This window comes from Stenotrophomonas maltophilia (assembly GCF_002799245.1).
GTDB lineage: Bacteria > Pseudomonadota > Gammaproteobacteria > Xanthomonadales > Xanthomonadaceae > Stenotrophomonas > Stenotrophomonas maltophilia_S.
Genome location: NZ_NEQV01000001.1, coordinates 489,000 through 514,332 on the forward strand (window position 1 = coordinate 489,000; position 25,333 = coordinate 514,332).

Genomic DNA, 25,333 nt, shown 5'->3' on the forward strand with positions numbered 1-25,333 from the left:
GGTTGTGCACACATAAAAGACCGATCCAGACGATCAATTCGCATTCAAGTACTTGCTTTACATGACAATTCCATCACATGCCTCACCGATTTCCTAGACAAAAGGGACTTGAACTATCGATTTAACGGCTCGTCGGGCTAGTTCTAACGTGCAATTTCGACACTCTGCCCGGCTTTCTTGACTGCTGATTACGCCCCCAGTTCCGTCCGGTCGATGTTCTGCCCCGCCTTGACCAACTCGTAGATCAGCCCCACCAGCGGGACCAGTGCCTGCTGGTCGTGCTTCAACACATGGGCGGCCAGCGTGCTGTGCGAGTCCAATGCCCTGACCAAGGCCGACTGGACTGAGCCTTTGATGTTGCCTGCCATGGCCACATCCCGCGGGTTGTTTTTGACTTGGGCCACGGTGTTGGCGTCCTCGCGCACGATGTCGGCGACGTGGTTCACCAGGGCCAATTTGTCGGTCAGTGCCGTGGCCTCACCGAAGATCGAGTTGAGCTTAGCGATCACCTGACGCAAGTAGACGGGTAGCTGCGCTTGCCCACCGCCCCCAGGGCCTACGGGCTTCAGTATCAGCTTCTGATCATCACCGTCATCACCACCCAAGGCGGGCTTGTCCTGCGACTTGATGTCGAAGCCGGTCAGCAGCAACGCGCATATGTCCACCTGATCAGGCGGCACACCGTTCAAGCGCTTGGACAGCAGGCGGGCGAAGCTGGCGAATCCTTCCAGGCTGGGGTCGCCGAAGTCGATGGTCTGGGCGATATAGGTGTACAGAGTGCCGAACCGGGACAACCCCGACTTGAAGTCCAGTAGCTTCTGGAGCACTTCAGCCGCCGCATTGCGCCGTGCGTCGGCCGCCTTCATACCGGCTTCGTTCCCCTGTGCCTTGGCGCCCTCGAAGTCTGCCTCCGCGGCCTGGATGGCGGTGCGGGCGGCTTTCAGCGCATCGTTGAACCGCTGGGTAGGCAGGCTAGTGGCCGCGTACATATCCTTGTGCTGGGCTTGGTCGCCTGCGGCGTAGGCCGCGGCTGACTTGAAGCGGATGGCCGTGTACGTCTCTACCTCGCGTTGCGTGTAGACCCCCACCTTGTCCAGGTCGGCTTGCAGGTCATAGACCACGTTGGGATCTTGCGCTTTCTCAATCTTGGCGCCTGCGTCATACATGGCGAAGGCGTCGAGGATCGACTGCGGATCGTTGACGAAGTCCACGACGAAGGTCGTGTCCTTGCCGGGCGCGGTGCGGTTGAGTCGGGAGAGCGTCTGGACAATCTCCACCGGGTTGGCGATCTTCTTGTCCAAGTACATTGCGCACAGCTTGGGCTGGTCGAAGCCGGTCTGGAACTTGTTGGCCACGATCATGACCCGGAACTCAGGACGATCGAACACCTTGCGCAGGTCGGTACCGTACTGACGAGGGTTCATGGTGCTTTCGGTAAACTGCTCATCGTCCTGCGCCGCGAACGGGTCGTTCTTCAATTGCTCGTCGGAGGCGTGCATGACCTCATTGCCCGTGAGTGAGCCGGAGAACGCCACCAGCGCTTGGTAGGGCTTGTGCTGCGGGTTGGCCCTGATATACGCGTCGAATGCCTTCTTGTAGCGCACGGCGGCCGCGCGCGAGGACGTCACGATCATGGCCTTAGCCGTGCCCCCCAGCAAAGGGGCTACGTTGGCCGCGAAGTGCTCGACGATGAACTCGACCTTCTGGGTGACGTTCGTGGCATGGAGCGAGAGCCACTTGGCCAGCGCCCGCTTGGCCGCCTTACCCTCCACGCGCTTGCCGTCCTTCTCAGGCTCGGCCATGTTGAACGCCGTCTTGTAGGGCAAGTAGCCCTGCAGCACATCGAGGATGAAGCCTTCCTCGATGGCCTGGCGCATCGGGTACTTGTCGAAGGACACGGGCAGGTTGTCCTCCTTACTAGCCGGCTTGCCCGGATCAGGGCGCGTGCCGAACAGCGTCAACGTGGCGTGCTTCGGCGTGGCAGTAAACGCGAAGTAGGAGACGTTATTGGGGCGCACGCGCGAGGACTGAATTTTCTCCAGTAGCTCCTCGACGGTGAGTCCTTCCATGGCCTTGGCGTCGCGGAGGGCAAGCGTGGCCTGCAGCTTGGAGGCGGCGGTGCCGGTCTGGCTGGTGTGGGCCTCGTCGATGATTACGGCGAAGTTGCGGTCAGCGAGTTTCCCGTTGGTCAGGATCTGCTCCATCGCGTAAGGGAAAGTTTGGATGGTCACCACGATGATGGGGGTGCCACGTTCCAGAGCTTCGGCAAGTTCCTTGGACTTGCTGACGCCGCTGTCCTTCTCCCCGATGGCCGCGATCAGATCCTTCTGATGATCGATCTGCTGGACTGCGTACTGGAGCTGCTTGTCGAGCACCGTGCGATCGGTGACCACGATGACCGAGTGGAACAGGTTGACGCCAGCATCGGTGCGCAGGCGGATCAGGTCATGCGCCGTCCAGGCGATGGTACTGGTCTTACCGGAGCCTGCCGAGTGTTCGCACAGGTAGGACTGGCCAGGGCCCTTGGCCTTGGCGTCGTCGATCATGCGGGTGACCGCTTTCCACTGGTGGAAGCGCGGGAAGATCTGCGTCTCCTTGCGGGAGTGGTTGCCAGCCACGTCCACCACGTCCTTCTTTTCGGTGTACACGAAGCCATGGAAGATCCGCAGCCAGTTGTCGCGCTGGCAGACCTGCTCCCAGAAGTGGGCGACCGGATACTCACCGTCCTCGCGGATGGGGTTGCCCGCCCGACCGTCCCGGCCTTGGTTGAAGGGTAGGAAGTAAGAGTTCTGGCCATCCAGCTTGGTGCACATCTGGATGTCGCTGTCGGACATGGCGAAGTGAACGACGGCGCCACGCTTGAAGATCAGCAGGGGTTCAACGCGGCTCGTGGTTGGATCCACGGGCAGTCGATCGTTCTTGTACTGCTCGACAGCAGCCGAGGCGGACTGGGTGAAGTCGGTCTTGACCTCTACGGTCGCCACCGCAAGACCGTTGATGAAGAACACCAGGTCGATGGCAAGCGTGCTGCCGGGGCGGTACTTCAACTGCGGCACCACGCGCAGAATGTTGGCGTTGTAGCGGTCCCAGGCCGACGGATCGCGCGTGTCCTCAGGCAGGCCTTCGCTCAGACTGATTTCGCCTGCCCCTGCGATCTTCACACCATGGCGCAGGATGTGGACGGTGCCCTCCTTGTCCAAGGCCTGGGCAAGGCGGTCCATGAGAGTGGTGACCGCCTTTTCGCCATTGCTCGCCACCAGCTTTTCCCACCTCGAAGGCTGTGTGGTCTGGATCCATGCCACAAGGTCTTCCGGGTAGAGCGCATGGTTCTGGTCGTAGTCGTTGGTATCGCCTATCTTCCAGCCGCGCGCGGCGAGTTGCTTGACGATGTACGTCTCGAAGTATTTCTCGCGGTGGGCGGTGTCGGTGAAGGCAGGATGCATGGCGTGTCCTTAGGCCGCAGGGCGCAGGTCGATCTTGCCGGTGACGGCAGCGGTAATGAGGGCGGTGCGGTGTTCGCGGAGCAATTCGATCGAGCGTTCGGTCTTGGCGATCAGAGTGTCAATGCGGGAGGTAGCGCGGTCGAGATGGGCGACGATGGCCTCAGCTTCACCATCCCTGGGGCGCGGTACCTGAATGGAGAGAAACGGGCCAGGTCGAATGGTCTTGCGCAGGCCCTTGTAGAAGGGCTTAAGGCGCTTGTACTCGTCCACGTGGAGAAAGAAGTAGTAGAGGTAGCGCGCCCAGAGGTCGCTCTGTGGCCGGAAAACCGTATACGCGCCCGTCAGCATCCCGTCCTGTTGGGCCACGCCGACGGTCCTCGGCGTTTCGTCCATGTCGAACAGGCAGAAGACCATCTCGCCTGCGGAAATGCGCTGGTAGCCATCGAATGAAGCAGGCATCTTGCCGGTGGGATTTTCCAGGTCTCGCTCAATCACGCCCTGCAAGGTGAGCGAAAGCAGCCTGGTATTCGCGCTGGCGGTACCAACGATGTCCCGACGAAGCTGAAGGAACGACTTGAGTGGTGCGGTATCCCACGTCACGGGGACCTCCCCCAGCCACTCAACCCCGCTGTCCTTCATCGGCGCACCACGATCCAGCCCCTTGGTCACGGCATGCGTAATCATGGCCTGGCGCTTCTCGCGCAGCAGCTCGATGAAGTGGGTCTTCTTGGCGACCAGGGCGTCGATACGGGTGGTTGCGCGGTCGAGGTGGGCGACGATGGCGTCCTGTTCCGGCCGAGGTGGAATGAGTACGGGGAACAGGCGAAATTTATCTGCCTCAAGATCCCACTGGCCCACACGGATCCCCTTTGAGATCGACTGGTAGCCAGTGATGTATGGAACGCTCCGCAACAGGTGGTGGAGGTAGGCGTTATTGCCGTCATGAAGCTTTGTGTAGACGTAGTATGCGGGGCTCACAATGCCGCGCAGGCTTGAGACGGCAATCGATCCTTGCCACGTCTTCATTTTGTTCGTGACTAGGTCGCCATCCACGACTAGCTGGTAGCCGCTCAGATCTTCTGACGCACGATTTTTGTTGTCGTCCCGCGAGCTCTTTTCAATGACACCATGGTCACGATAGACAGAGAGGAGCGTCTCCTCGGGGTATCCCGTAATCTTCTTCTGCCTGTACATGGACCACAGAGGTTTCACCACCCAATGGGTGGGCACATTCCCAAGCCACGGCGCGCCAGATGACTTGAACGCCTTGTGGTAAAGGGCGGGGGTCATTCCGCCACCTCATCCAGCAGTGCGGCGATTTCAGCCTCAACGGCCTTCAACTCTGAGTCGATTTCGTGCAGGTCACGCGGCGGAACGTATTTGTAGAAGTAGCGGTTGAAGTTGATCTCGTAGCCGACCTTGCCGCGCTGGCCATCCTCATCATCCGTAAAGCTGGCGTCCACCCATGCGTCGGACACGTGGGGCAGTACTTCGGCAGCCATGTAGGTGTCGATGGGCTGGTCCAGCGGGACAGTCTCGAAATCTTCCAGGTCCTTGTCGGCAACGAGGTTGCCATCGGCGTCCACCACTTCTGGTGCCTTGTCGTCTCGCACACCCAAAGCGCTCTCCAGAGCCGTCGCTAGAGCCTTTGCGATCTTCGGCAAGCCAGCCTTCTTGGCCAGAGCTGGCAAGGTGGCGAACCAGGTATAGGGGTAAGTCTGGCCCAGATGCTTGCGCAGCAGAGTGAGCCAACCGGATTGCTCAGTCTCATCAAGCTTGGCGAAGGCCTTGCTGGTCGCCAAGGTGGCAAGACCTTCCTCAGTCACCTTGGCGACCAGGCGCAGCGGTCGCTGGACCTTGATCCGGCGATAGCCGAAATCGCGATAGTCCACGATCCGCACATTCTCCCCGGGTGTGTAGTCGGCATAGAGCCGTGCGATGTCCTGGATCTGCCCGTCGCTCAGGTAGCGGCGCTTGTTACCTTCGGCCTTACGCATGGGGCTGTGCATCTCGGTAGCGTCGATCAGCTGGATCTTGCCGCGGCGGTCCTCTGGCTTGTTGTTGGTCAGCAGCCAGATGTAAGTACCGATACCGGTACGGAAGAAGATGTCGTTTGGCAAGGCGACAATGGTTTCGACGTAGTCCTTCTCGAGCAGCCACCGGCGGATCTGCGACTCGCTATGGCCATGACCACCTGCGGTGCCGGTGAACAGGGGCGAGCCCGACAGGATGATGGCCGCGCGGCCGCCGCCCTTGTTGGGGTGCTCCAGCTTAGAGATCAGGTGTTGAATGAAGAGCATTGAGCCGTCGGACACGCGCGGGGTGCCTGCACCGAAACGTCCCTCGAAGCCCTTTTCCTTGGCTTCGCGTTCGACGAACGCCTGGTCCTTCTCCCACTTCTTGCCGAAGGGCGGGTTGGAGAGGCAGTAGTGGAAGCGCTGGCCTGCGTAGGCATCCTGAGAGAGCGTGGATTTGGGGCCGGCGACGTTGGCCGACAGGTCACGAGAGGGTTCGGTTTCCAGGCGACGCAGCAGCATGTTGGCGAGCGCGACCGCGTGGGTTTCCGGTTCCAGTTCCTGGCCGAACGGGATCAGGACGGGCGGGGCCTTGCCCTGAGCGGCGAAGCCGTCGACGTAGTTCATGGCATCGGTGAGGAAGCCGCCGGTGCCGCAAGTGGGATCGTAAAGGGTGCGGATCAGGCCGGGACTGTTGCGAAAGAGCGCATCGTCCGGATCGAGCAACAGAGTGGTGGCCAGGTGAACGACATCGCGTGGCGTCATGAAATCTTCGGCCGCCTCGTTGACCTCGGAGCCGAACCGGCGGATCAGGTGCTCGTAGATGTTGGACATCACCCGGTCGGGCACGACATCCGGATGCAGGTCGGTATTGGCGAAGTTCTGGCAGATCTTGAACAAGATGTCGGCGCGGGCGAGCCGGGCGATCGTGTCGGTGAAGTTGAACTGGTCGAAGATGACGCGTGCGTTGTCTGAGAAGGCGGCGACATAGGCCTCGAGGTTCGACTTGGTCTTGGTCGCACCCAAAGTAGCCAGCGAGTACTGCGAGGTGTTGTAGAACGGAAGGCCGGCCTTCTGGCGCAGGATCAAGTCGGTATCCAGGCCCTTGTCCTTGAACTTGGCGTGGGTCTCGCGGACGACATCGCGCGTGGGTTCCAGCACGCATTCAAGGCGGCGCAGCAGCGTGAACGGCAGGATGATCTTGCCGAAGTCGGTGTGTTTGAAGTCGCCCCACAGGTCCTCGGCATTTTTCCAGATGAAGCTGGCGAGCACGGTGTCGGATGCCTTAGGGACTTCGATATGGCCCGCGGCCGTTCTGGTATCTTTCATTTGATTCATAGCCATTTTTGAACTTGTAGAGATGATGTCGGCCCGTTGGCGCCCTGCTTGAAGCCGCTGAGATACAGAAAGATCTTCCAAATGGGTTGCAAACCGATCATGTCTTTTTGGACACCCTAGGCCTCGGGATCCCACGTGGGCGTCCTGAGCGGTTCACCTCAGGCAGCGGCTTATCTAAAGCGAGAAGATCCATCCTGACGTTGTTCGCATAGGCGTTGTATTGCCATCTGCGGAACTGGTCTAACAGCCGGTTATTCGTCTCTTCTAGCCGTTTTACCTGTGCTTCCAGATCAGCAATCCGCCGGGTCGCGGAATCTAGCGTCAAGTCTCGCGGGAGTGCATCCCTTGCCTCTCGCAAGTCCTTCTGTCGCTGCTGAAACCGCTCTTTGATGGCGGGGTAGAGGTACATCGTGTGCTTCGAAATCGCTGCGACGTTCAGCACCTTTGCGACACGCTCGCAGAAAAGTGGCCAAGTGAGCTTGCCTTGCCAGCGATCTAGCTCACGCATGATCTTTGGGAGCGTTGCCTTGGTGATGATCCTTTTTGGCATGGCGATCAGGTCAGGGCCAAGGGAATTATGTTCGGACCAAGCGCCTCCATGGAGGGCATCTCCACCACATCAAGATCCATAAGGGCGCGACGAACTGGAGAGGGATCGTGCCCGTCCGGGACCCTGAGGACCGCTCCCTCCGGAATATTGGGATGCTCCAAGGCCATCCGCATTGCCTTGACGTGCGCGAGCTTCCACTTGTGATTGTCAACCCAGCGGTCGGCGCCAAAGTCGCCATCATCATGAGCTTTCATGGCGTGTTGGAGCAGTTTTTCCGTCTGCGTTTCCAAGAGACGAATCCGATCTAGCGTAACGTGATCGCCCTTGACGCAAACATGCTCCTTGCAGGTCATGCACTCGCGCTGTTTCTGGCACGGCGCCATGGCGTAGTCGTGCACGCACATGCCGTAGAGCGTTGCTTTGGCCGTTCCTAGCCGATCAACCCCAAGCTCCTGATATGTCACCGGCTGACGATGCTTGATGCGCTCGAGCAATGGAGCAAGCTGCATCGGAAGCAGCCCTCGGGCAGCCTCCAGGCGCTCCTCGGGCGAGCGATGGTCGTAATGACGATTGTCGGAAACCTTTGCACGGCCAGCCCATTGCGCCAGGGTATAGTCGTCCATGCCCGCCCGCTCTGACATCGTGCTGAGCCAATGACGGAGCTGGTGCGAGGTCAACACGATGCGCGTGCCATCCGAATTCCGCAGACCCATGCGATCAAATAGCGATAATCGGTGGCCGGCGCCCAAGCGCCTGTTCACCTCGTTAGCGTCGGGAATCCGCCATGAGTTTGGCTTGATTTCCCTCTCGCGGTTGAACTCATTCTCTCGGTGCAGGCATAGTGCGTCCCAAGCCTTCAGCACCTTCTTCTCATCCAAGAATGGCCAGTAAAAGCCACCAAACTCTTTGATGAGGTTGGACGCGCCGGCCTCTCTCGACAATTGTGCTGAGCCTTCGAACGCCGTCTTTGCTACCTCACGTGCCGGATCACCGACTTCGACCAACCGCCGGACAGCCTCTTGCACGACGTCATGCATGGCGGGTACAACCCACTTCTTCGTCGCGCCTTTGCCCTTGACCGCATGCCAGCGCAGGAACATTTGAAGCTTCCCACCTTCGTCCGCCTCCCATTGAATGCAATCAGTAGGCAGCTTGAGGACTTCGGAGATGCGGCCGGGCGCTGCCATCAGCAGGATGAAGATTGACGAGTAGAACTGGCTCTCTCGATCGTCGGCCTGGGCGAACACGTCAGCAACTGCGAGCATTGCCTCATTAGAGGGAAGCTTTGCCATGCGATGGGCCTGCCCTGCTTCGCCGAGATCCTCGGTCAGGATGACCGGCTTCTTGAAAGGAGACTTCCAAGCTGGCAACGACAAGACAAGACTCTTCTCACGCAAGAAGTCGAATACGGCTTGAAGTTGGAGCCCGGTTTTGTGGTGCACATCCTCGCTGGAGTAGAACTCCTTGCACTTGTTGGCGCAAACGTCCATTACCGCACCACTCAGGAGGCCGACATCTGCTCGGCTACAAGACGCCAGCAACCCTGCCTCCACGCAGCGAAGCGCCTGGAGCATCATTGCCAAGCTCTTGACCGGTCTGTGGCTATACCGGTATCTAACGTATGCCTTTGCGAACTGCATGAATGGTTCGGCGAAGGGCGTAAAGGAGTATGAGTTCAGAGGCGAAGTCTTCGTCGCGAATACAACTACGGTTTCGTTTTGCTGCCACTTGTCGCGATCCCAAGCACCACCATTCGCGAATGCTGTCAGGCTTTCTTTTGCCAAGCGGATGAACTCGGCTAGATTTTTACTTGCATCGCGCTCAGCGCGAGGCACGAATTGGACGACATCACCCATGGGCGTCCGCCTCTAACAAAGTCGCTTCAGGCATCCGATCCCTAGCCTTCTTGCACATCGAAACGCAATGCTCGACGGCGAGGATCAACTGGTCATTTGCGTTTACGATGACGTCTGCGCAGCCTGCCTCCCGGGTGCGCTCCTTCTCAGCGTATAGGTCCACCAACACCTCTTCATGCGGCCCGTCGATCCACGGCTGGAAGTGATAGCAGGTGTAACAAGAACGGTAGCCACTAGCGCAGAAGCCATAGTTCCCACAGGTTCCCACCGCGTGTTGGTGGTCGTTCGGCACCCGGCTTCGCGGATCGTCACCGCGAATTGCCTCACGTTCAGAGCGGACAAGCTTACCGAGACAGGCTTGCGCAAAGGGAGCGAGCTGGGCACCCACCAGCTCATTGATGACCACCGCCTCCTGAGCAGTGTTCTCCGTGTACACACGCACGTTCTGAGTGTCGGAATGATCCAACAGATCAGCAATGATGACTGCACCGAAGCCCTCTCGACGAAGCTTGGTGCCCCGTGTGTGTCGGAATCGAATTGCTGAGAGACGAATGAACTCGCCAGTGCGCTCCGAACGTGCAGTCGACGCCTTAGCGCAACGCTGCAGAGCGGAGTCGAACGAGTCGATCTTTGCGTGCAGCTGGTCGGGCGCACTGCCCATCAAAAGGTCAGTGAGTTCGTCGACGTGTTCCACACCCTCGATACGCTTGCGATTTAGAAAGATCGGCACTTCGCCTGCCAGCACGGGGTCTACTGTTCGCCCAATAGCTTCGGAAACTGCGGCGACGGACTGTCGATGCTGCTGCCGAAGCACCAGATATAGGTCTTCAAGAATGGCAAGAGACCGGAAGGCACCACGGAACGCGAGGCCGCGTTGCTTTGCTCGCGGAATGTTGAGCCTGAACATTGGCGTACCTTCACCAGTCTCCCGAATCATGTCCCGTCCCCTAAGTGCTGCAATCTGGACAGGACGTCGCGCGGTCATCGCCAAGGTAAGCAGATAGGCGTAGTCCTCAAATGCGATGTCCTTCCGTGCTGCCGCAAGATTCGCCCAATCCAAGATCGCAGCCATCTCAAGGTCGGTGTAAGGTCCACTCTCAGGGCAACCACTGGCGACGGCCACGCCTTTTTCGTTCCCCTGTATTCGCCAACCCTGTAGTAGATCAACGACTTCATCGGTGATGCCTTCAAACCCGTAGTCGTACCATGCAAGCAGAAATCCCTTCAGCCCACCCAACTGATATTGCTCGTCTGTCGCAAGGCTGGCGCGCCAATTGATGAGGTCGGACACCGTCACCCGTGACGCTCCGGTGTCCCGCAAGTATCGCTTGAAACGCGTCTCCATATTTCGCGTATGACGAGCAGATGCCTCTTCCGCATAGCGCAACAGCGTGGCGCGAAAGCCAGCTTCGGCTATAGCGTCAATAGCCCCTGGAAGACCAAGCGCGATCTGCACGTCCTTATTCAATCGCCAGTGGTCATCCGTAGGTTCAAATGGATAACCGTCCTTAGACACTGCTCGAGCTATCGACTTCCGCTCGGCATCGACCTGCTTTGGCTTAACGCGGACCATCGCCGTCTTCCTTAGAGTTATCGCTGGTCTTGGGACGACCTGCCTGCACCCGACGAGCAGCCTTGTCGCTGGCTTCACGGATGTGGCGCCGGTTGTACGTCGCTCCCGAGGTCTTGCTGCGATGACCATTCAGGAACGCACGAACATCCAGTTCCTTAGCCTCACTGATCGGCGACGCCTCAGCATCTTCCCCTGACCGGCTCTTGGCGTTGTGCTTGTCAATGCTGACGGAAAGCTCGTAGTTGAAGTGGTGTCGAAAGGCATGGGGATGGATAGCCTCGAAGGCGGAGTCAACCGCGCGCATCCGGGAAAAGATCTGACTGCTTAGTGCTGAGGCGGAGAGCGGCTTACCCCATGTGCTGCCCTTCCTGTGCGAGACAAGCAGGTAGGGGTGCCGTCTGGCGGGGCCGATCTTGGGGCGCACCTTCAACATGTAACGGTCGATCTGGTTGGCTAGCATCTCAGGCAGCGGCAGCGGACGCTCCTTGGTCTTGGCTACCGGCTGATAGCGCCGCGAGTCATGCTTATCGTCCTGATTGCGCCGAACCCAGACGTGCGGCTCATGGCCCAAATCGAATTGATCGAGCCGCAGACTCAATAGCTCCCCTCGCCGCATTCCGGTGTGCCGCAGCAGCCCGAAGATAATAGCATTTCGCAGTTGGACTTCCGGGTGCCGGAACGGGTTTCGCGGGTTTCCCTCGGCACCTATCGCCATGAATCGCTCGACCAACTCAGAAGGGGGGGAGCGCAGATCCGATTCGTCGGCCCTCTGCTTTGCCAACCCGCGGGGCCGATGTTTACGGATGGTCCTGGCCATCCGCGCGATTTCCTGCGCGGTCCGTGACGGGTTCTGATGCTGTGTAACGACTGAAGCCGTAAATTCCAGATAGTCGGCGAACGTGCTGATCCGATTGAAGTGTTGCTGCCCACCAATGGTGGCCAGAGCCCGACTTGAGGAAACTCGCGCCTCAAGGAAATCTACGACGACGCCCCGTTCCTTTTCACCGTCTCCAGCAGAACTCAACTCCCGCATGTCGAGCTTGGCGAAATCCCGCAGCGAAACTATGTCTGCAACCGAGAGAAAGCGTCCGCTGCGGAACTCTGTAATCAGGTCTCGGCCATTGGCCTGCTCCCAGCGCAAGAGCACGAGGAGATCGGCAAGCTTGTTCCGGATCGTGTTTACGGCCGCCCCTGCATTCCGAAGCTGGGAAGTAGCGAACAGGGTCGGATAGAACAAAGGCATGCCCTGCTCATCATGGAGCATTGGGACTCGCTCCCCTTCGCCAAGCACATGAACTGACAGCATGGGCATCGCCCTTTTTTTACTTTTTCCCCATGCACACAACTATATATGAAATTCTCAACAGTGCAAGAACCATTGAAAAACAGAAAGCCCCGTAAAAACGGGGCTCTCCGTGGATCTATATCACCACTCTCGATCTAGTATTCGCTAGAACGGAATATCGTCGTCAGCGAAGTCATCCATCGGCGGCGCCGACTGCTGCGGCTGCGGGCGCTGGTTGCCACCCTGGTTGCCGTAACCGCCGCCCTGGTTGCCGCCCTGGTTGCCATAGCCGCCGCCCTGGCCACCCCGCTGGCCACCGCCACCGCCGCCATACTCCTGACGCGGAGCCTGCTGGCGCTGCGGACGCTCGCCGCCACCGAAGTTGCCACCACCGCCGCCACCGCCTTCACCGCGGCCGCCCAGCATCTGCATTTCATCGGCGATGATATCGGTGGAGTACTTCTCCACGCCGTCCTGGCCGGTGTACTTGTCGTAGCGCAGGCTGCCTTCGACGTAGACCGAGCTGCCCTTGCGCAGGTACTCGCCGGCGATCTCGCCGAGCTTGCCGAAGAACACCACACGGTGCCATTCGGTACGTTCCTGCTGGTTGCCATCCTTGTCCTTGCGGACGCTGGTGGTGGCCAGGCTGATGCGGGTGATCGCCATGCCGCCCTGGGTGTACTTCACGTCCGGGTCGTTGCCGAGATTGCCGACCAGGATGACTTTGTTGATGCCGCGCGCCATAGGTACCTTCGTCCGTTGTCCAGGGGCAGACCGCCAGTGATAGCACAGCCCCGGCCGGGGTGCAGTACGCTGGGCCGCCCCAGTTGAAATTTGGGGGAATGCAAGAACGATGCATCTTAGCATTGCCGCCGCCGCCCGCCCGGTCAGAAGCCACCGGCTGCATCGAAGGATTGGACTGATTTCCTTGTCCGGCAATGACTTAGCCTCGCCTCGGCGGACATCCGGAGGGGCATTCGCGTCTGCCCATGGCATCATGCCCGGGCACCTTCCCCTGCCCCCTTCCGCGTGCCCATGACCATCAAAGGCAAAGCCACCTCCCTGGACATCGCCCACCTGGCCGGGGTCTCCCAGCCCACCGTGTCGCGAGCCCTGCGGGGCAGCCCGATGGTCAACGCCGAGACCCGCGAGCGCATCCTGCGCATCGCCCGCGAGCTGAACTACAAGGTCGACAAGAATGCCTCCAGCCTGCGGCTGCGCAATGCCGGCACCCTGGCCCTGCTGTTCTTCGAGGACCCGACCAACGACGACTCGCTGATCAACCCGTTCTTCCATTCGATGCTGGGCTCGATCACCCGCGCCTGCGCCCTGCACGGGCAGGACCTGCTGGTCTCGTTCCAGCAGCTGTCCACCGACTGGCAGGCCGATTACGAGGACAGCAACAAGGCCGACGGCATCATCCTGCTCGGCTACGGCGACTACCACGAATCACGCGACCGCCTGCAGCGGCTGGTCGAACAGGGCACGCACTTCGTGCGCTGGGGCGCCGCCCTGCCCGGCCAGCCCGGCGTGTCGATCGGCAGCGACAACTTCCAGGGCGGGCACGACATCACTACCCACCTGCTGCTGCAGGGCTGCCGCCGCATCGCCTTCCTCGGCCACGCCTCCAGCCATTACCCCGAATTCCAGGAGCGCTACCGCGGCCATGTCGCGGCCCTGCAGGAACACGGCCTGGCCGCCGAACCGGCGCTGCAGCACGATGCGATCACCACCGAAGCCTCCGGCCAGGAGGCCTGCCAGGCCCTGCTGGCCCACGGTGAACCGATCGATGCGATCTGCGCGGCCAGCGACCTGATCGCCATCGGCGCGATGCGCGCCCTGCGCGAAGCCGGGCTGCGGGTGCCGCAGGACGTGGCGGTGACCGGCTTCGACGACATCCCGCTGGCGGCCTCCGTTTCCCCTGCGCTGACCACCGTGCAGCAGGACACCAAGCAGGCCGGGCAGTTGCTGGTGGAACGCCTGCTGGCACTGATCGGCCGGCAGCCGGTGGACAGCCAGAGCATCCCGGTGAAGCTGGTGGTGCGCGAATCCTCCCTGCGCGGATAAGCGCCGCAGGGCTGGCGCCCCGGCCAACGCACGACGGCAGGAATCTCCCCCCATGACCAACGGCGGATGCGCACGGACGCGATTGCGCGGATAACCCGCAGACATTGCCCATGGAAAGGTGTACGTCGCATGCTGAAGATCGATTCGCTGTCCAAGACGTACGCCAACGGCGTGCATGCCCTCAACAACGTCAACCTGGATATTCCGCGCGGCATGTTCGGCCTGCTTGGCCCGAACGGCGCCGGCAAGTCTTCGCTGATGCGCACGCTGTCCACCCTGCAGGAGGCCGACAGCGGCACGGCCACCCTCAGCATTCCGGGCGAGGCACCGATCGACGTGCTGCGCGACAAGGACGCCGTGCGCCGCCGGCTGGGCTACCTGCCGCAGGATTTCGGCGTGTACCCGAAAGTCAGCGCGCTGGACCTGCTGGAACATTTCGCGGTGCTCAAGGGCCTGACCCAGCGCGGCCAGCGCCGCGAGGTGGTCGATGGACTGCTGCAGCAGGTGAACCTGTGGGACGCGCGCAAGCGCAAGCTCGGCACCTACTCCGGCGGCATGCGCCAGCGCTTCGGCATCGCCCAGGCACTGCTGGGTGACCCGCGGCTGGTGATCGTCGATGAACCCACCGCCGGCCTCGACCCGGAGGAACGCAACCGCTTCCTCAACCTGCTGGCGGCGATCGGCGAGAACGTGGCGGTGATCCTGTCTACCCACATCGTCGAGGACGTGACCGACCTGTGCCCGACGATGGCGATCATGAACAAGGGCCAGGTGCTGCTGACCGGCCGCCCTGCCGAGGCCATCGACGCCCTGCAGCACCAGGTCTGGCGCAAGCAGGTCGATCCTTCGGAACTGGCCGACCATGAAGCGCGCTACGTGGTGCTGTCGACCCGCCTGGTCGGTGGCCGCCCGGTGATCCACGTGCACAGCGCCAACGACCCGGGTGACGGCTTTGCGGCCGTGGCGCCCGACCTCGAGGACGTGTACTTCCAGCGCCTGCGCCTGCAGGCCCGTGCCCGCGCGGCAGCCTGAGCGGAGCACGCCATGATCCTCAACTTCTTCCGCTTCGAGCTGCGCGAGCAGCTGCGTTCCCCACTGCTGTGGCTGCTGGCCGGACTGTTCGCCCTGCTTGCCTTCGCCGCCGCCTCCAGCGACGCCGTACAGATCGGCGGTGGCACCGGCAACGTGCACAGCAACGCGCCCACCGTGATCGCGCAGATGCTGGGCATCTTCACCCTGCTCGGCATGCTGGTGACCGCCCTGTTCGTCAGCAATGCGCTGTTGCGTGACTTTGAACTGGGCACCGCCGAGCTGATCTTCGCCAGCCCGGTGAAGCGCCGCGATTACCTGGCCGGGCGCATCGCCGCTGCCCTGGCCACCGGGTTGCTGGTCTACGTGCTGATCGCGTTCGGGCTGTGGCTGGCGCCGTTCATGCCCTGGGTCGATCCCGAACGCATGGGGCCGATCAGCTGGCAGGGCTATGCCTGGACATTCGCGGTCATCGTCATTCCGAACCTGTTGTTCACCACGGCACTGCTGTCGCTGCTGGCAGCACTGACCCGTTCGATCCTGTGGGTCTACATCGGCCTGGTGGCCTACCTGGTGCTGTTCGGTGCCAGTGCCGCGCTGTTGCGGGACATCGACAACACCTGGATCGCGGTGCTGAGCGAGCCGCTGGGCATGCGTGCGCTCGGCCGCACCATCCGCTACTGGTCCACCGCCGAACGCAACAGCGGCATTCCCGCGCTGACCGGTTACCTGCTGGCCAACCGCGTCCTGTGGCTGGGCGTGGCGGCAGCGCTGTTCGCCGCTACCTTCGCGCTGTTCCGAACCGAACGCAGTGGCAGCGGCCGTCGTCGCTGGGGCCGCAGGCAGGCGCAGCCGGGTGCCGATGCCGCCACCGTCCGCCCCGCCCTCGCCACGTTGCCACGCGTGGTACCAGCCTTCACCACGACCACTGCCTGGCAGCAGTTCCTGCGCCAGGTGCGATTCGACACAGTCGGCGTACTGCGCAGCGTTCCGTTCATCGTGCTGCTGGTGCTGGGGCTGGCCAACTTCCTGCCCAGCGCGCTGTTCCGGCAGACGCTGTATGGCACCTCGATCTGGCCGGTCACCTCGCAGATGATCATGGGCCTGCAGGGCGCCTTCAGCTGGCTGCTGGTGATCATCGTGCTGTTCTTCGCCGGTGAACTGGTCTGGAAGGAACGCGGCGCGCGCATCAACGAAGTGACCGATGCCATGCCGGTGCCGAACTGGGTGCCGCTGCTGGCCAAGTTCACCGCACTGCTGGCGGTCATCGCCTGCTTCCAGGCGGCGGGTGCGCTGGCCGCGATGGGCGTGCAGCTGGCCAAGGGCTACACCCACCTGGAACCGATGCTGTACCTGCGCAGCCTGGCGCTGGATTCGGTGGTGTACGTGCTGATGGGCGGCATGGCGCTGGTACTGCAGGTGCTGACCAACAACAAGTTCGTCGGCTATGCGCTGCTGATCGTAGTGATGATCGGCCAGGGCGTGCTGGGCATGCTCGACTACACGCAGAACATCTACAACTTCGGCAGTTGGCCGATCGCCCCCTATTCGGACATGAATGGCTATGGCCACTTCCTCACCGGGCAGCTGGCGTTCCAGGGCTATTGGGCGTTGTTCCTGCTCGCATTGATGTGCGTGGCCTCCGCGTTCTGGGTGCGCGGTGTCAGCCAGGGCCTGCGCCAGCGCCTGGCGCTGGCCGGTCGTCGCCTGCGTGGGCCGACTGGCACCTTCGCCGGGTTGGCGGCACTGGCCTTCGTCGGCGTGGGTGGCTGGCTGTACTGGAGCACCAACATCCGCAACGAGTTCGTATCACCGGACCAGCAGCTGGATCTGCAGGCCCGCTACGAGCGCGAGCTGTCGAAGTACCGAAACCTGCCGCAACCGCGCGTCGTGGCGGTGGACAATCGGGTGGACCTGTTCCCGGAATCGCAGTCGATGGTGATCGACGCGAACTGGACGGTACGCAACACGCACGCCGTGCCGATCCAGGAGGTGCATGTCTCGATGGGTGATGACAAGCAGCTGGTCGCGGTCGATCTGGGAGGACAGACCCTGTCGATGCACGATGCCGATCTCGGCTACCGCATCTACCGCCTGCAGAAGCCGCTGCAACCCGGTGAATCCCGCAGCGTGCATTTCCGGGTGGTGCAGAAGCCCAACGGCATCACCGCCGGCCTGGCACCGAGCAACATCGTGGATAACGGCACGTTCTTCAACAGCCGCGTGCTGCCCTCGTTCGGCTACAACGAGGGGGCCGAGATCAGCGACCGCAACGAGCGCCGCAAGCGTGACCTCGGCGAACCTCGGCGCATGCCCAGGCTGGAAGACGAAGCCGCACGTGCCAACACCTACATCTCCAACGATGCCGACTGGCTCGACTTCCGCACCACGGTCTGCACCGCGCCGGACCAGGTCGCGCTGGCGCCGGGCTACCTGCGGCATGAGACCACGGTCAACGGCCGGCGCTGCTTCAGCTACGCCATGGACCGGCCGATGCTGAATTTCTACGCCTACCTGTCGGCGCGCTGGGAAGTGCGCAAGGCGAAGTACAAGGACATCCCGATCGAGATCTACTTCGACCCGGCGCACGGCTACAACGTGGACCGGATGATCGAAGCGGTTCAGAAATCGCTGGGCTACTACGAAGCGAACTTCACCCCGTACCAGCACCGCCAGGTGCGCATCATCGAGTTCCCGGGCTATGCCCGCTTCGCGCAGTCGTTCGCCAATACCATCCCCTACTCCGAGGCCATCGGCTTCATCGCCGACCTGCGCGACCCGGACAAGGTGGACTACGTGTTCTACGTGACCGCGCACGAGATCGCGCACCAGTGGTGGGCACACCAGGTGATCGGTGCCAACGTGCAGGGCGCCACGGTACTGTCCGAATCGCTGTCGCAGTACTCGGCGCTGATGGTGATGGAGCAGGAGTACGGCCGCCAGCACATGCGCCAGTTCCTCAAGCGCGAGCTGGACGGCTACCTGTCCGGCCGCGGCGGCGAGGCCATCGAGGAACAGCCGCTGGAGCGCGTGGAGAACCAGCAGTACATCCACTACCAGAAGGGTTCGCTGGTGTTCTACCGCCTGCGCGAGGAGATCGGCGAACAGGCGCTGAACCGTGCGTTGAAGCGCTTCCTGCAGGACAAGGGGTACCAGCAGCCGCCGTATACCACTTCACGCGAGCTGCTTGGCTACATCCGCGCCGAGACCCCGGCCGACCGCCAGCAGCTGGTCACCGACCTGTTCGAGAAGATCAGCTTCTACGACAACCGCGTGATGGCCGCCAGCGCCCGCAAGCGCGATGACGGCCGCTACGATGTGACCCTGGATCTGCACGCCGCCAAGCAGTACGCCGACGGCAAGGGCAAGGAAAGCGACGGCAGGATGGATGACTGGATCGAGATCGGCGTGTTTGCCAATGGGCCGTCGGGCAAGGAGCGCGACCAGAAGGTGCTGTACCTGCAGCGCCACCACATCACCAGTGCCGAGCCGAAGATCACGGTGACGGTGGACGAAAAGCCGGATGAAGCGGGCTTCGACCCGTACAACAAGCTGATCGACCGGGTGAGCGATGACAACCGGCGCAAGGTGACGATGTGAGCCGAAGGAGCGCCGGCAAGTGCGCCGGCGCTCCCCGTCACACGGGTTCGGCGTGGAGCTGCCGAGCATGGCTCGGCACTGCTGGAGAGCAGTTTCTCTCGATCGCTGCGCGGATTCAGCGCGCGATCTTCGGCCCCAGCAACGCCAGCAGCACATAGACCACGATCGAGGCGACAGTGCCCAGCGCCGCCGGCAACCCGAATGCCCACGCCGGGCGGCCCTGCTGGCGCGCCCACTGGCCCAGATGCCAGGCCGCGCCCAGGTTGATCAGCCAGGCAATGACGAATACCGGCCACAGCACCATGCCCACCGCGCGCAGCACGGGCATGGACACCAGCGCGACGGCGATGGCCGCGATCAGGAAGATCAGCGCGGAGCGGGAATGGCGCGATCGTGCCGGTGCGTCGGCGGGTAATCCCCTGAGTTCCATGGCGATGCCTCGATTCCGCTGTTGACCAAGGGGATCACGGACGGCGCCCGAAAGGAAGCTTTCTGTAGCGTCGAGCCACGCTCGACGGGTCAGGTGATGCACGAACGGCAACCGGGCATGGGCCCGGCTCTACAAGTTGCGCGGTGCCGCCTCAGCCCTGGGCGAAGTCCTTCAGGATCTCGCCGATGCCGCTGGGCGAGATCTCAAAGCCCAGCGGGGTGCCTGGATTGATCACCACGCCATAGCCACCCGGCACACGACGCAGTACGTCCAGCATCAGCCAGCGGATCTGGTGGGGTGCCTGCTGGCTGTAGACGCCCACCCGCGACGGATCGGTGAACACCGCCACATGCAGCGTGCCCTGCTTGTCGAACAGCAGCGGGTCGAAGCCACTGCCATCGGGGGTAACCAGGCTGCCGGTCAGCAGTACCACCTCGGAGGCGACGAAGGCCTCCATGAAGGCGCGGATCGGCACCGCCCCGTCCATCGCCGCCTTCAGCAGGGTTTCGATCGGGGTCTGCGGGGCGAGGTCGGTCATGGCGGCACGGCGGGACGTGAGGGGTGCCTATTGTGCCGGATGCGATCGCACCCGGTAGTGCCGGCCACTGGCCGGCACCAGCAGGCGCCGTGGATTCATGGGTTGCCGGCCAGCGCCCGGCACTACCGCCCCAGACGCTGGTCCCGCGCCTGCTGGTCGGCCATCGCCTTGTCCAGCTCGGCCTGAAGTGCCGGCTGCCGTACCTGTGCGTCCAGCACGTAGACCTTCACCCCGTGCGCCGGCACCTCGGCCTTCAGCGGCCCCTCAACCCGCAACGAACCACCGTCCAGTGCATCGCGCCAGCGGCCAGCCTGGACGTAACGCGCCACGTTGAAGGTCTTCGCCCTGTCGCCCTTGTTCAGCAGTACCAGCGCGGTCTGCGCCACGTCACCCTGCTGCAGCACGCGGATGAACACCGCCTCGTCACCCTGCAGGCGTTCGTTCACCTGCAGGCCGCGCTGCAGCGCCGGGGTGGCTGCGCGCAGCCTGGCGATACGCTGCAGCGGCGCGAAGATCGGGCTCTGTGGAGCCGCATCCACGCGCGGCTGGCCGAAGTAGGCACGGTTGCCGGCATGCTCGGCGCGACCACGCATGAAGCCCGTCTCCGAGCCGTAGTAGACCACCGGAATGCCGCGGGCAGTGAACAGCCAGTTATGCGCATCGATGAAGCCGTTGTCGCTGGCCTGCAGGCGCGGCATGTCGTGGTTGTCGTAGAAGCTCATCAGCTCGTAGGGGTTGGCATACGGCCCACCGCTCAGGTGCAGCGGCCCGGCCAGGGTCTCAAAGCCCTTGCCGGCGGTGCCGAAGGTCTGCTCCAGCGCGCCGCGCAACGGGAAGTCGAGCACGCTGACGTTGGCGTTGGCCGGCCAGGTGTGCTCGGCGATGCGCGCAGCATCGTAGTCAAAGGCCTCGCCGAACATGAACATGCCAGGGTGCTCGGCACGGATGCGCTTGACGAAGGCATGCCACCACGGGTGCGGCAACCAGCCGATGGTGTCGATGCGCAACGCGTCCACGCCCTGCGCAGTCCATTGCAGGTAGGCACCCACCAGGTAGTCCATCACCGCCGGATTGTCCTGGTTGAAGTCGGACAGCTCAGCCAGGTTGCCATCGAAGATCGAGCCGTCCTTGCTGTCGACCGGGCCGATGTTGTTGTAGAACGCATGCAGCGGGTTGTGCTTCGGATCCAGTTCCTGCGGCGGCAGGTTCTGGTGGTCGGCGATCAGCTTTCCGTCCTTGTCGAAGATCTGCCCGAACTGCGGCTGCCGTGTCGGCATGGTCCAGGCCGGCGAGCCATGGTTGCCTACGATGTCCAGTACAACCTTCAAGCCAGCCCCGTGCAGGCCCTTGGTCAGCCCGGCAAAGTCCAAGTCCTTGCTGGGCAGGTGCTCATCGAGCCTGTAGAAGTTGATGCCCCAGTAACCGTGGTAACCGGTCTTGCCGCGGTCGGTCAGTGTGCTGGTGCAGCTGATCGGCTTGCTGCCGGTAAACGCCTCGTCCGGGTTGTCGACGATGGGGGTGATCCATACCGCGCCGAAGCCGAGGTCGCGGATGTACTGCGCATTGTCGAGCACGCCGCGGAAGTCACCGCCGAGGTAACCGATGTTGCCGTCCACCTTGTCCGGGCATGGCACCGGAATATCGAAGGTGCGGTGCGCGCCGCCCTGGTCGCGATGGTCGTTGGACGGATCACCATTGACGAAGCGGTCGGTGACCACGAAGTACACCGCATCGCTGGCGAACGGCTCGGTGGTGCCCACATAGTCCGGGCGCGGCGCGGCCGCCGCATGGCCGGCCAGCAGTACCAGGGAAACAGCAACAGACAGCGCACCACGCATCACACCACCTCCTGACGGGACGGAACCCACAACACGCACAGGCCGGCGATGAACAGGCTGCAGCCGCCCAGCACCAGCACATGCATCGGCTGGCCGCCCAGCAACGTGCGCAGGGCGAAGCCCAGCGCACTGGCCGCCACCAGCTGCGGGATCACGATGAAGAAATTGAAGATGCCCATGTACACGCCCATCTTCGACGCCGGCACGCTGTCGGACAGCAGCGCATAGGGCAGCGAGAGGATGGATGCCCAGGCGAAGCCGACGCCGACCATCGACAGCAGCAGCCAGTAGGGGTCGCGGATGAACATCAGCGAGACCAGCCCGGCGCCGCCCAGCCACAGGTTGACCAGGTGGCTCCAGCGCAGGCCGATCGCACGCACCATCAGTGGAATCAGCACCGCCGCCAACGCAGCGAAACCGTTATAGGCGCCGAACAGCACGCCCACCCAGTTGGCGCCCTCGTTGTAGGCCGCCGACTCCGGTTCGGTCGCACCGAAGTGGGCGCCGGCCACCGCGGCGGTGGTGTAGATCCACATCGCAAACAGCGCAAACCACGAGAAGAACTGCACCCACGCCAGGCGCCGCATCGTGACCGGCATCGCGCGCAGGTCGCCGACGATGGCGGCCAGCATGTGCGTGGCCGGCAAGGTGCGCGCAAGCGCCAGCAGCAGGCCGTAGCCGGCACACAGGCCGGCCAGCACGTACAGCATCCTGTCGCCCTGCCGCCACGCGATCAGCAGCGCCAGCAGCACGCCCAGCCCCAGCCACGCGGCCACCTGGATCCAGGGTGCAGGGCCGCCGATCGCCGCGGCTGCATGATGTGCCGGTGGCTCGGCATCCTCGAACCCGGCCAGCTCTGCCGGTGAATACTCGCGGGTGCTGACCACCGTCCAGGTGATCGCCGCCAGCAGCACCACCGCGCCGAAGTAGAACGCATAGCGCACGGTGTCCGGCACCTCGCCTGCGGCGGCCGTATTGGCGACCCCGAAGTGGGCCAGGATGAACGGCAGGAAGCTGGCGACGATGGCGCCCACGCCGATGAAGAAGCTCTGCATGGCATAGCCGGTCGGGCGCTGGCGCGGTGCCAGCTGGTCGCCGACGAAGGCGCGGAACGGCTCCATCGATACGTTGATCGAGGCATCCAGCACCCACAGTGTGCCGGCCGCGATCCACAGCGTCGGCGAATTCGGCATCACCAGCAGGGCCAGCGTGGTCAGCACCGCACCGATCATGAAGAACGGACGCCGGCGCCCCCATCGCGTCCAGGTGCGATCGGACAGGTAGCCAATCACCGGTTGCACCAGCAGGCCGGTCAGTGGCGCGGCGATCCACAGCCCCGGTACCGCGTCGATGTCCGCGCCCAGCGTCTCGAAGATGCGGCTGGCATTGGCATTCTGCAGGGCGAAGCCGAACTGGATGCCGAGGAAACCGAAACACATGTTCCAGATCTGCCAGAACGACAGCTGCGGTTTGGACGTGCGATTCATCGTGCATCCTCTGCCACTGCAACGGGTGCCACCGTCAGTGCCTGCACCAGGGCCTGGTTCAGTACGCCATCGCGCCCGCCCTTGCCCCCCGTGTAGTGCGCGAAGTGCTGCAGCGCGCTCATGTTGAAGCCCTCTTCAAGCGCAACCGTACACCGGCCCTTGGCCACCGTGAATGTCGCCGAGGTCGAGTCCTGCACGGCCACGCTGTGCGGCAGGGCGACCGTGTGCCGCTGCAACGGCTGGCCCGGGCACTGCAGCACCAGCTGCTTCACCGCGGCGGTGACGCCGGTGTTGATCGGCCCGTTCGGGTTGCGGTACTGCAGGCGCAGGCGCACCTGCCCGGCCTTGGCCGAGGTGAACTGCCAGCGCTGCGCACCCTTCAGCTGCTGCTGCGGACCGACGCAGACCATCGGGCTGTGCAGCGATTCCAACGCACCGTCGCGCCGGGTCAGGCTGAGGCAATGCTGCAGGCCATCGTCACCGATGCGTGCCAGGCCATTGCTGGCGGCGAGCGCGCGACCGTCCTGCCACAGCACCTGGCCGGCAGCGACCGCGACGTTCCACCCCCTGCCCTTGCGTCGCACCTGCGGCACGGCCGGCGTGGCCGGTGCGCGCGCATTGGCGTCGGCCGTCGTTGCTGCGCGGCGTGGCGCCACTGCGGCGGGGACCAGCTGCACGGTGGTGGTGGCACCACGCGTCTTCACCTTGCCGGCCACCAGCAATCCATCGCCCAGCTGCTTCGGGCGTTCCAGCACGTAGCGCCTGCCCGCAGCGTCGAGGCGGATGCTGCGCTGGCTGCCGAACAACTCCGGCACCAGCGCGGCCGGCAGCTTGGGCTGCACGTGGCCATCGTCCTGCACGCCAAACACCCCTTCGATCACCATCGACAGATACCCGGCCACCGACCACAGCTGGCGTTCGGAGTTGACCACCGGGCCGCTCAGCGCGCCGTCCTCGACATGCACGGCCTGGCTGACCAGCTCGTAGTTCTCCATGTTGGAGCCGGCCAGCGCGGCGCCCTGCATCAGCGAGCGGATCTCGGCGGCGATGCGCGGCGCATCGTCCAGCTGCCGCGCCGCACGCAGCGAATAGGCGCTGACGAATGGCCAGATGGCGCGGTTGTGGTAGATCGGCTGCTGCGCTTCCTGCGGCCAGACCACCGGGCTGCCGGCCGGTCCCATCGGGTAGGCGGCCAGCGCGCGGCGCGCACGCTCGGGCGGCAGCACCTCGGCGAGGATGCCCAGCGACAGGCCGAGCAGATCGACCTTGGCGTACGGTACCGGGTGCGCGGCTTCGCCGATGTAGCTCATGTACTGGCCGATATCCTCGCGCCAGAAACGTGCATCGATCTGCTGCGCCAACGCATCGGCCCACGCCTTGTAGTCGGCCGCGCGGGCGTCGCCCTGCTGGCCGGCCAGGCGTTCGGCCAGGCGCAGTGCCTGGTAGTGCAGCACGTTGGTGGACAGCGCATAGGAATCACCGATGAAGCGCACGTCCTCGCGGGTCCAGTCCGGATAGGTCTGCTCGCGCCAGTCCAGGAACGAGGTCTCACCGCGGTACAGGCCCATCTGCGCATCGAACACCATGGCGCGGTCCTGCGCCAGCGTGCCCTGCAGTGCCTGCCAGACCTGGTCGGCAAACACGCGATCATCCAGCAGGTGGCGTGCGGCCAGGAACCACACCACGCGGTCGCTACTGATCGGCCAGCTGCCACCGGAGCCGGTATCCTGCGCGACGAACAGGCCGGGGGTATGGCCATCGCGGGCCGCCGACAGCTTGAACTGCAGCGACTGCCGGGTGCGCTGCGGGTCCAGCCGCGCCAGCGCCAGATCAGCGGCAAAGCTGACATCGCGGGTCCAGACATAGGGCCAGCGCGCACCGGTCTGGAAACACTCGCAGGGTACCGGTCGGCCTTCGTCGAAGGCGGGATCGCGGATCGCGTCCACGCGGTCCTGGTCCATCTCCTGCTGGGCCAGCGCGAACAGTGCATCGAACATCACGCTGCCGGTCTGGCTGCGCATCGGCATGGGCGCGATGCGCACCTCGCCGCGCCCTTCCGGGGTGCGTGCATGCAGCACGAAGCTGCCCTTGGCAGCGGCTTCGGCGCGCGCATGGCGGCCGTCGAATTGCAGGTCGGCCGCCTGCGCGGTCGATCCCAGCGCTGCCCCCAGGGCAGCGGTCAGGCAAATGATCTTCAGCATCGAAGCGGCGGACCGGCTTGCGCCCGTCGGCCTCCCTCCCTCTCTGCACGCGTTGTAGGTCCGCACCACCGTTGCCGGCAGAC

General features: G+C 63.2%; 15 protein-coding genes. 3 read left to right on the top strand and 12 right to left on the bottom strand.

What is annotated here, in order from left to right; genetic code table 11:
- Window positions 1-188 precede the first annotated feature (188 nt).
- From B9Y64_RS02295 to B9Y64_RS02330, 7 genes are all read right to left on the bottom strand, one after another.
- Window positions 189-3,443, bottom strand: coding sequence for a type I restriction endonuclease subunit R (locus B9Y64_RS02295; protein ID WP_099596161.1), 3,255 nt, complete (start codon window positions 3,441-3,443; stop codon window positions 189-191).
- A gap of 9 nt (window positions 3,444-3,452) precedes the next feature.
- Window positions 3,453-4,733: a restriction endonuclease subunit S gene (locus tag B9Y64_RS02300; RefSeq protein WP_011051908.1), complete on the bottom strand. Its 1,281-nt coding sequence runs from the start codon at window positions 4,731-4,733 to the stop codon at window positions 3,453-3,455.
- A complete protein-coding gene (locus B9Y64_RS02305) occupies window positions 4,730-6,787 on the bottom strand; it encodes a type I restriction-modification system subunit M (RefSeq protein WP_011051909.1) in 2,058 nt (685 codons plus the stop codon). The genes B9Y64_RS02300 and B9Y64_RS02305 overlap by 4 nt, the downstream gene beginning before the upstream one ends.
- Window positions 6,788-7,351: 564 nt before the next feature.
- The gene (locus tag B9Y64_RS02315) at window positions 7,352-9,202 is read right to left on the bottom strand and encodes a hypothetical protein (protein ID WP_099596160.1); all 1,851 of its coding nucleotides are present in this window, start codon (window positions 9,200-9,202) and stop codon (window positions 7,352-7,354) included.
- Window positions 9,195-10,775, bottom strand: a complete 1,581-nt coding sequence (locus B9Y64_RS02320) for a site-specific integrase (RefSeq protein ID WP_099596159.1) — start codon at window positions 10,773-10,775, stop codon at window positions 9,195-9,197. Before B9Y64_RS02320 ends, B9Y64_RS02315 begins: the two co-directional genes overlap by 8 nt.
- Complete coding sequence (locus tag B9Y64_RS02325; RefSeq protein ID WP_224119352.1) at window positions 10,762-12,018, bottom strand: site-specific integrase; 1,257 nt, start codon at window positions 12,016-12,018, stop codon at window positions 10,762-10,764. Before B9Y64_RS02325 ends, B9Y64_RS02320 begins: the two co-directional genes overlap by 14 nt.
- A 207-nt stretch (window positions 12,019-12,225) precedes the next feature.
- The gene (locus tag B9Y64_RS02330) at window positions 12,226-12,804 is read right to left on the bottom strand and encodes a single-stranded DNA-binding protein (RefSeq protein ID WP_100439340.1); all 579 of its coding nucleotides are present in this window, start codon (window positions 12,802-12,804) and stop codon (window positions 12,226-12,228) included.
- Between the two features lie 291 nt (window positions 12,805-13,095).
- Between B9Y64_RS02330 and B9Y64_RS02335 the strand changes: the two genes are divergently transcribed.
- The 3 genes from B9Y64_RS02335 (at window position 13,096) to B9Y64_RS02345 (ending at window position 18,756) form a co-directional block, all read left to right on the top strand.
- On the top strand, window positions 13,096-14,127 hold the full coding sequence (locus B9Y64_RS02335; RefSeq protein ID WP_100439341.1) for a LacI family DNA-binding transcriptional regulator: 1,032 nt from the start codon (window positions 13,096-13,098) through the stop codon (window positions 14,125-14,127).
- Window positions 14,128-14,256: 129 nt separating this feature from the next.
- Window positions 14,257-15,159, top strand: coding sequence for an ABC transporter ATP-binding protein (locus tag B9Y64_RS02340; RefSeq protein WP_100439342.1), 903 nt, complete (start codon window positions 14,257-14,259; stop codon window positions 15,157-15,159).
- Between the two features lie 12 nt (window positions 15,160-15,171).
- Complete coding sequence (locus B9Y64_RS02345; protein ID WP_100439343.1) at window positions 15,172-18,756, top strand: ABC transporter permease/M1 family aminopeptidase; 3,585 nt, start codon at window positions 15,172-15,174, stop codon at window positions 18,754-18,756.
- Between the two features lie 115 nt (window positions 18,757-18,871).
- On the opposite strand, the gene B9Y64_RS02350 is transcribed toward B9Y64_RS02345, so the two are convergent.
- The 5 genes from B9Y64_RS02350 to B9Y64_RS02370 form a co-directional block, all read right to left on the bottom strand.
- Window positions 18,872-19,186: a hypothetical protein gene (locus B9Y64_RS02350; protein ID WP_100439344.1), complete on the bottom strand. Its 315-nt coding sequence runs from the start codon at window positions 19,184-19,186 to the stop codon at window positions 18,872-18,874.
- 151 nt (window positions 19,187-19,337) lie between these two features.
- Window positions 19,338-19,724, bottom strand: a complete 387-nt coding sequence (locus B9Y64_RS02355) for an SseB family protein (RefSeq protein WP_100439345.1) — start codon at window positions 19,722-19,724, stop codon at window positions 19,338-19,340.
- Window positions 19,725-19,846: 122 nt separating this feature from the next.
- Window positions 19,847-21,562 (bottom strand): alpha-amylase family glycosyl hydrolase, encoded by a 1,716-nt coding sequence (locus B9Y64_RS02360; protein ID WP_100439346.1) that lies wholly within the window; start codon window positions 21,560-21,562, stop codon window positions 19,847-19,849.
- Complete coding sequence (locus tag B9Y64_RS02365; RefSeq protein ID WP_100439347.1) at window positions 21,562-23,049, bottom strand: MFS transporter; 1,488 nt, start codon at window positions 23,047-23,049, stop codon at window positions 21,562-21,564. The genes B9Y64_RS02360 and B9Y64_RS02365 overlap by 1 nt, the downstream gene beginning before the upstream one ends.
- Window positions 23,046-25,250, bottom strand: coding sequence for a Six-hairpin glycosidase-like protein (locus tag B9Y64_RS02370; RefSeq protein ID WP_100439348.1), 2,205 nt, complete (start codon window positions 25,248-25,250; stop codon window positions 23,046-23,048). Before B9Y64_RS02370 ends, B9Y64_RS02365 begins: the two co-directional genes overlap by 4 nt.
- Between the last annotated feature and the right edge of the window lie 83 nt (window positions 25,251-25,333).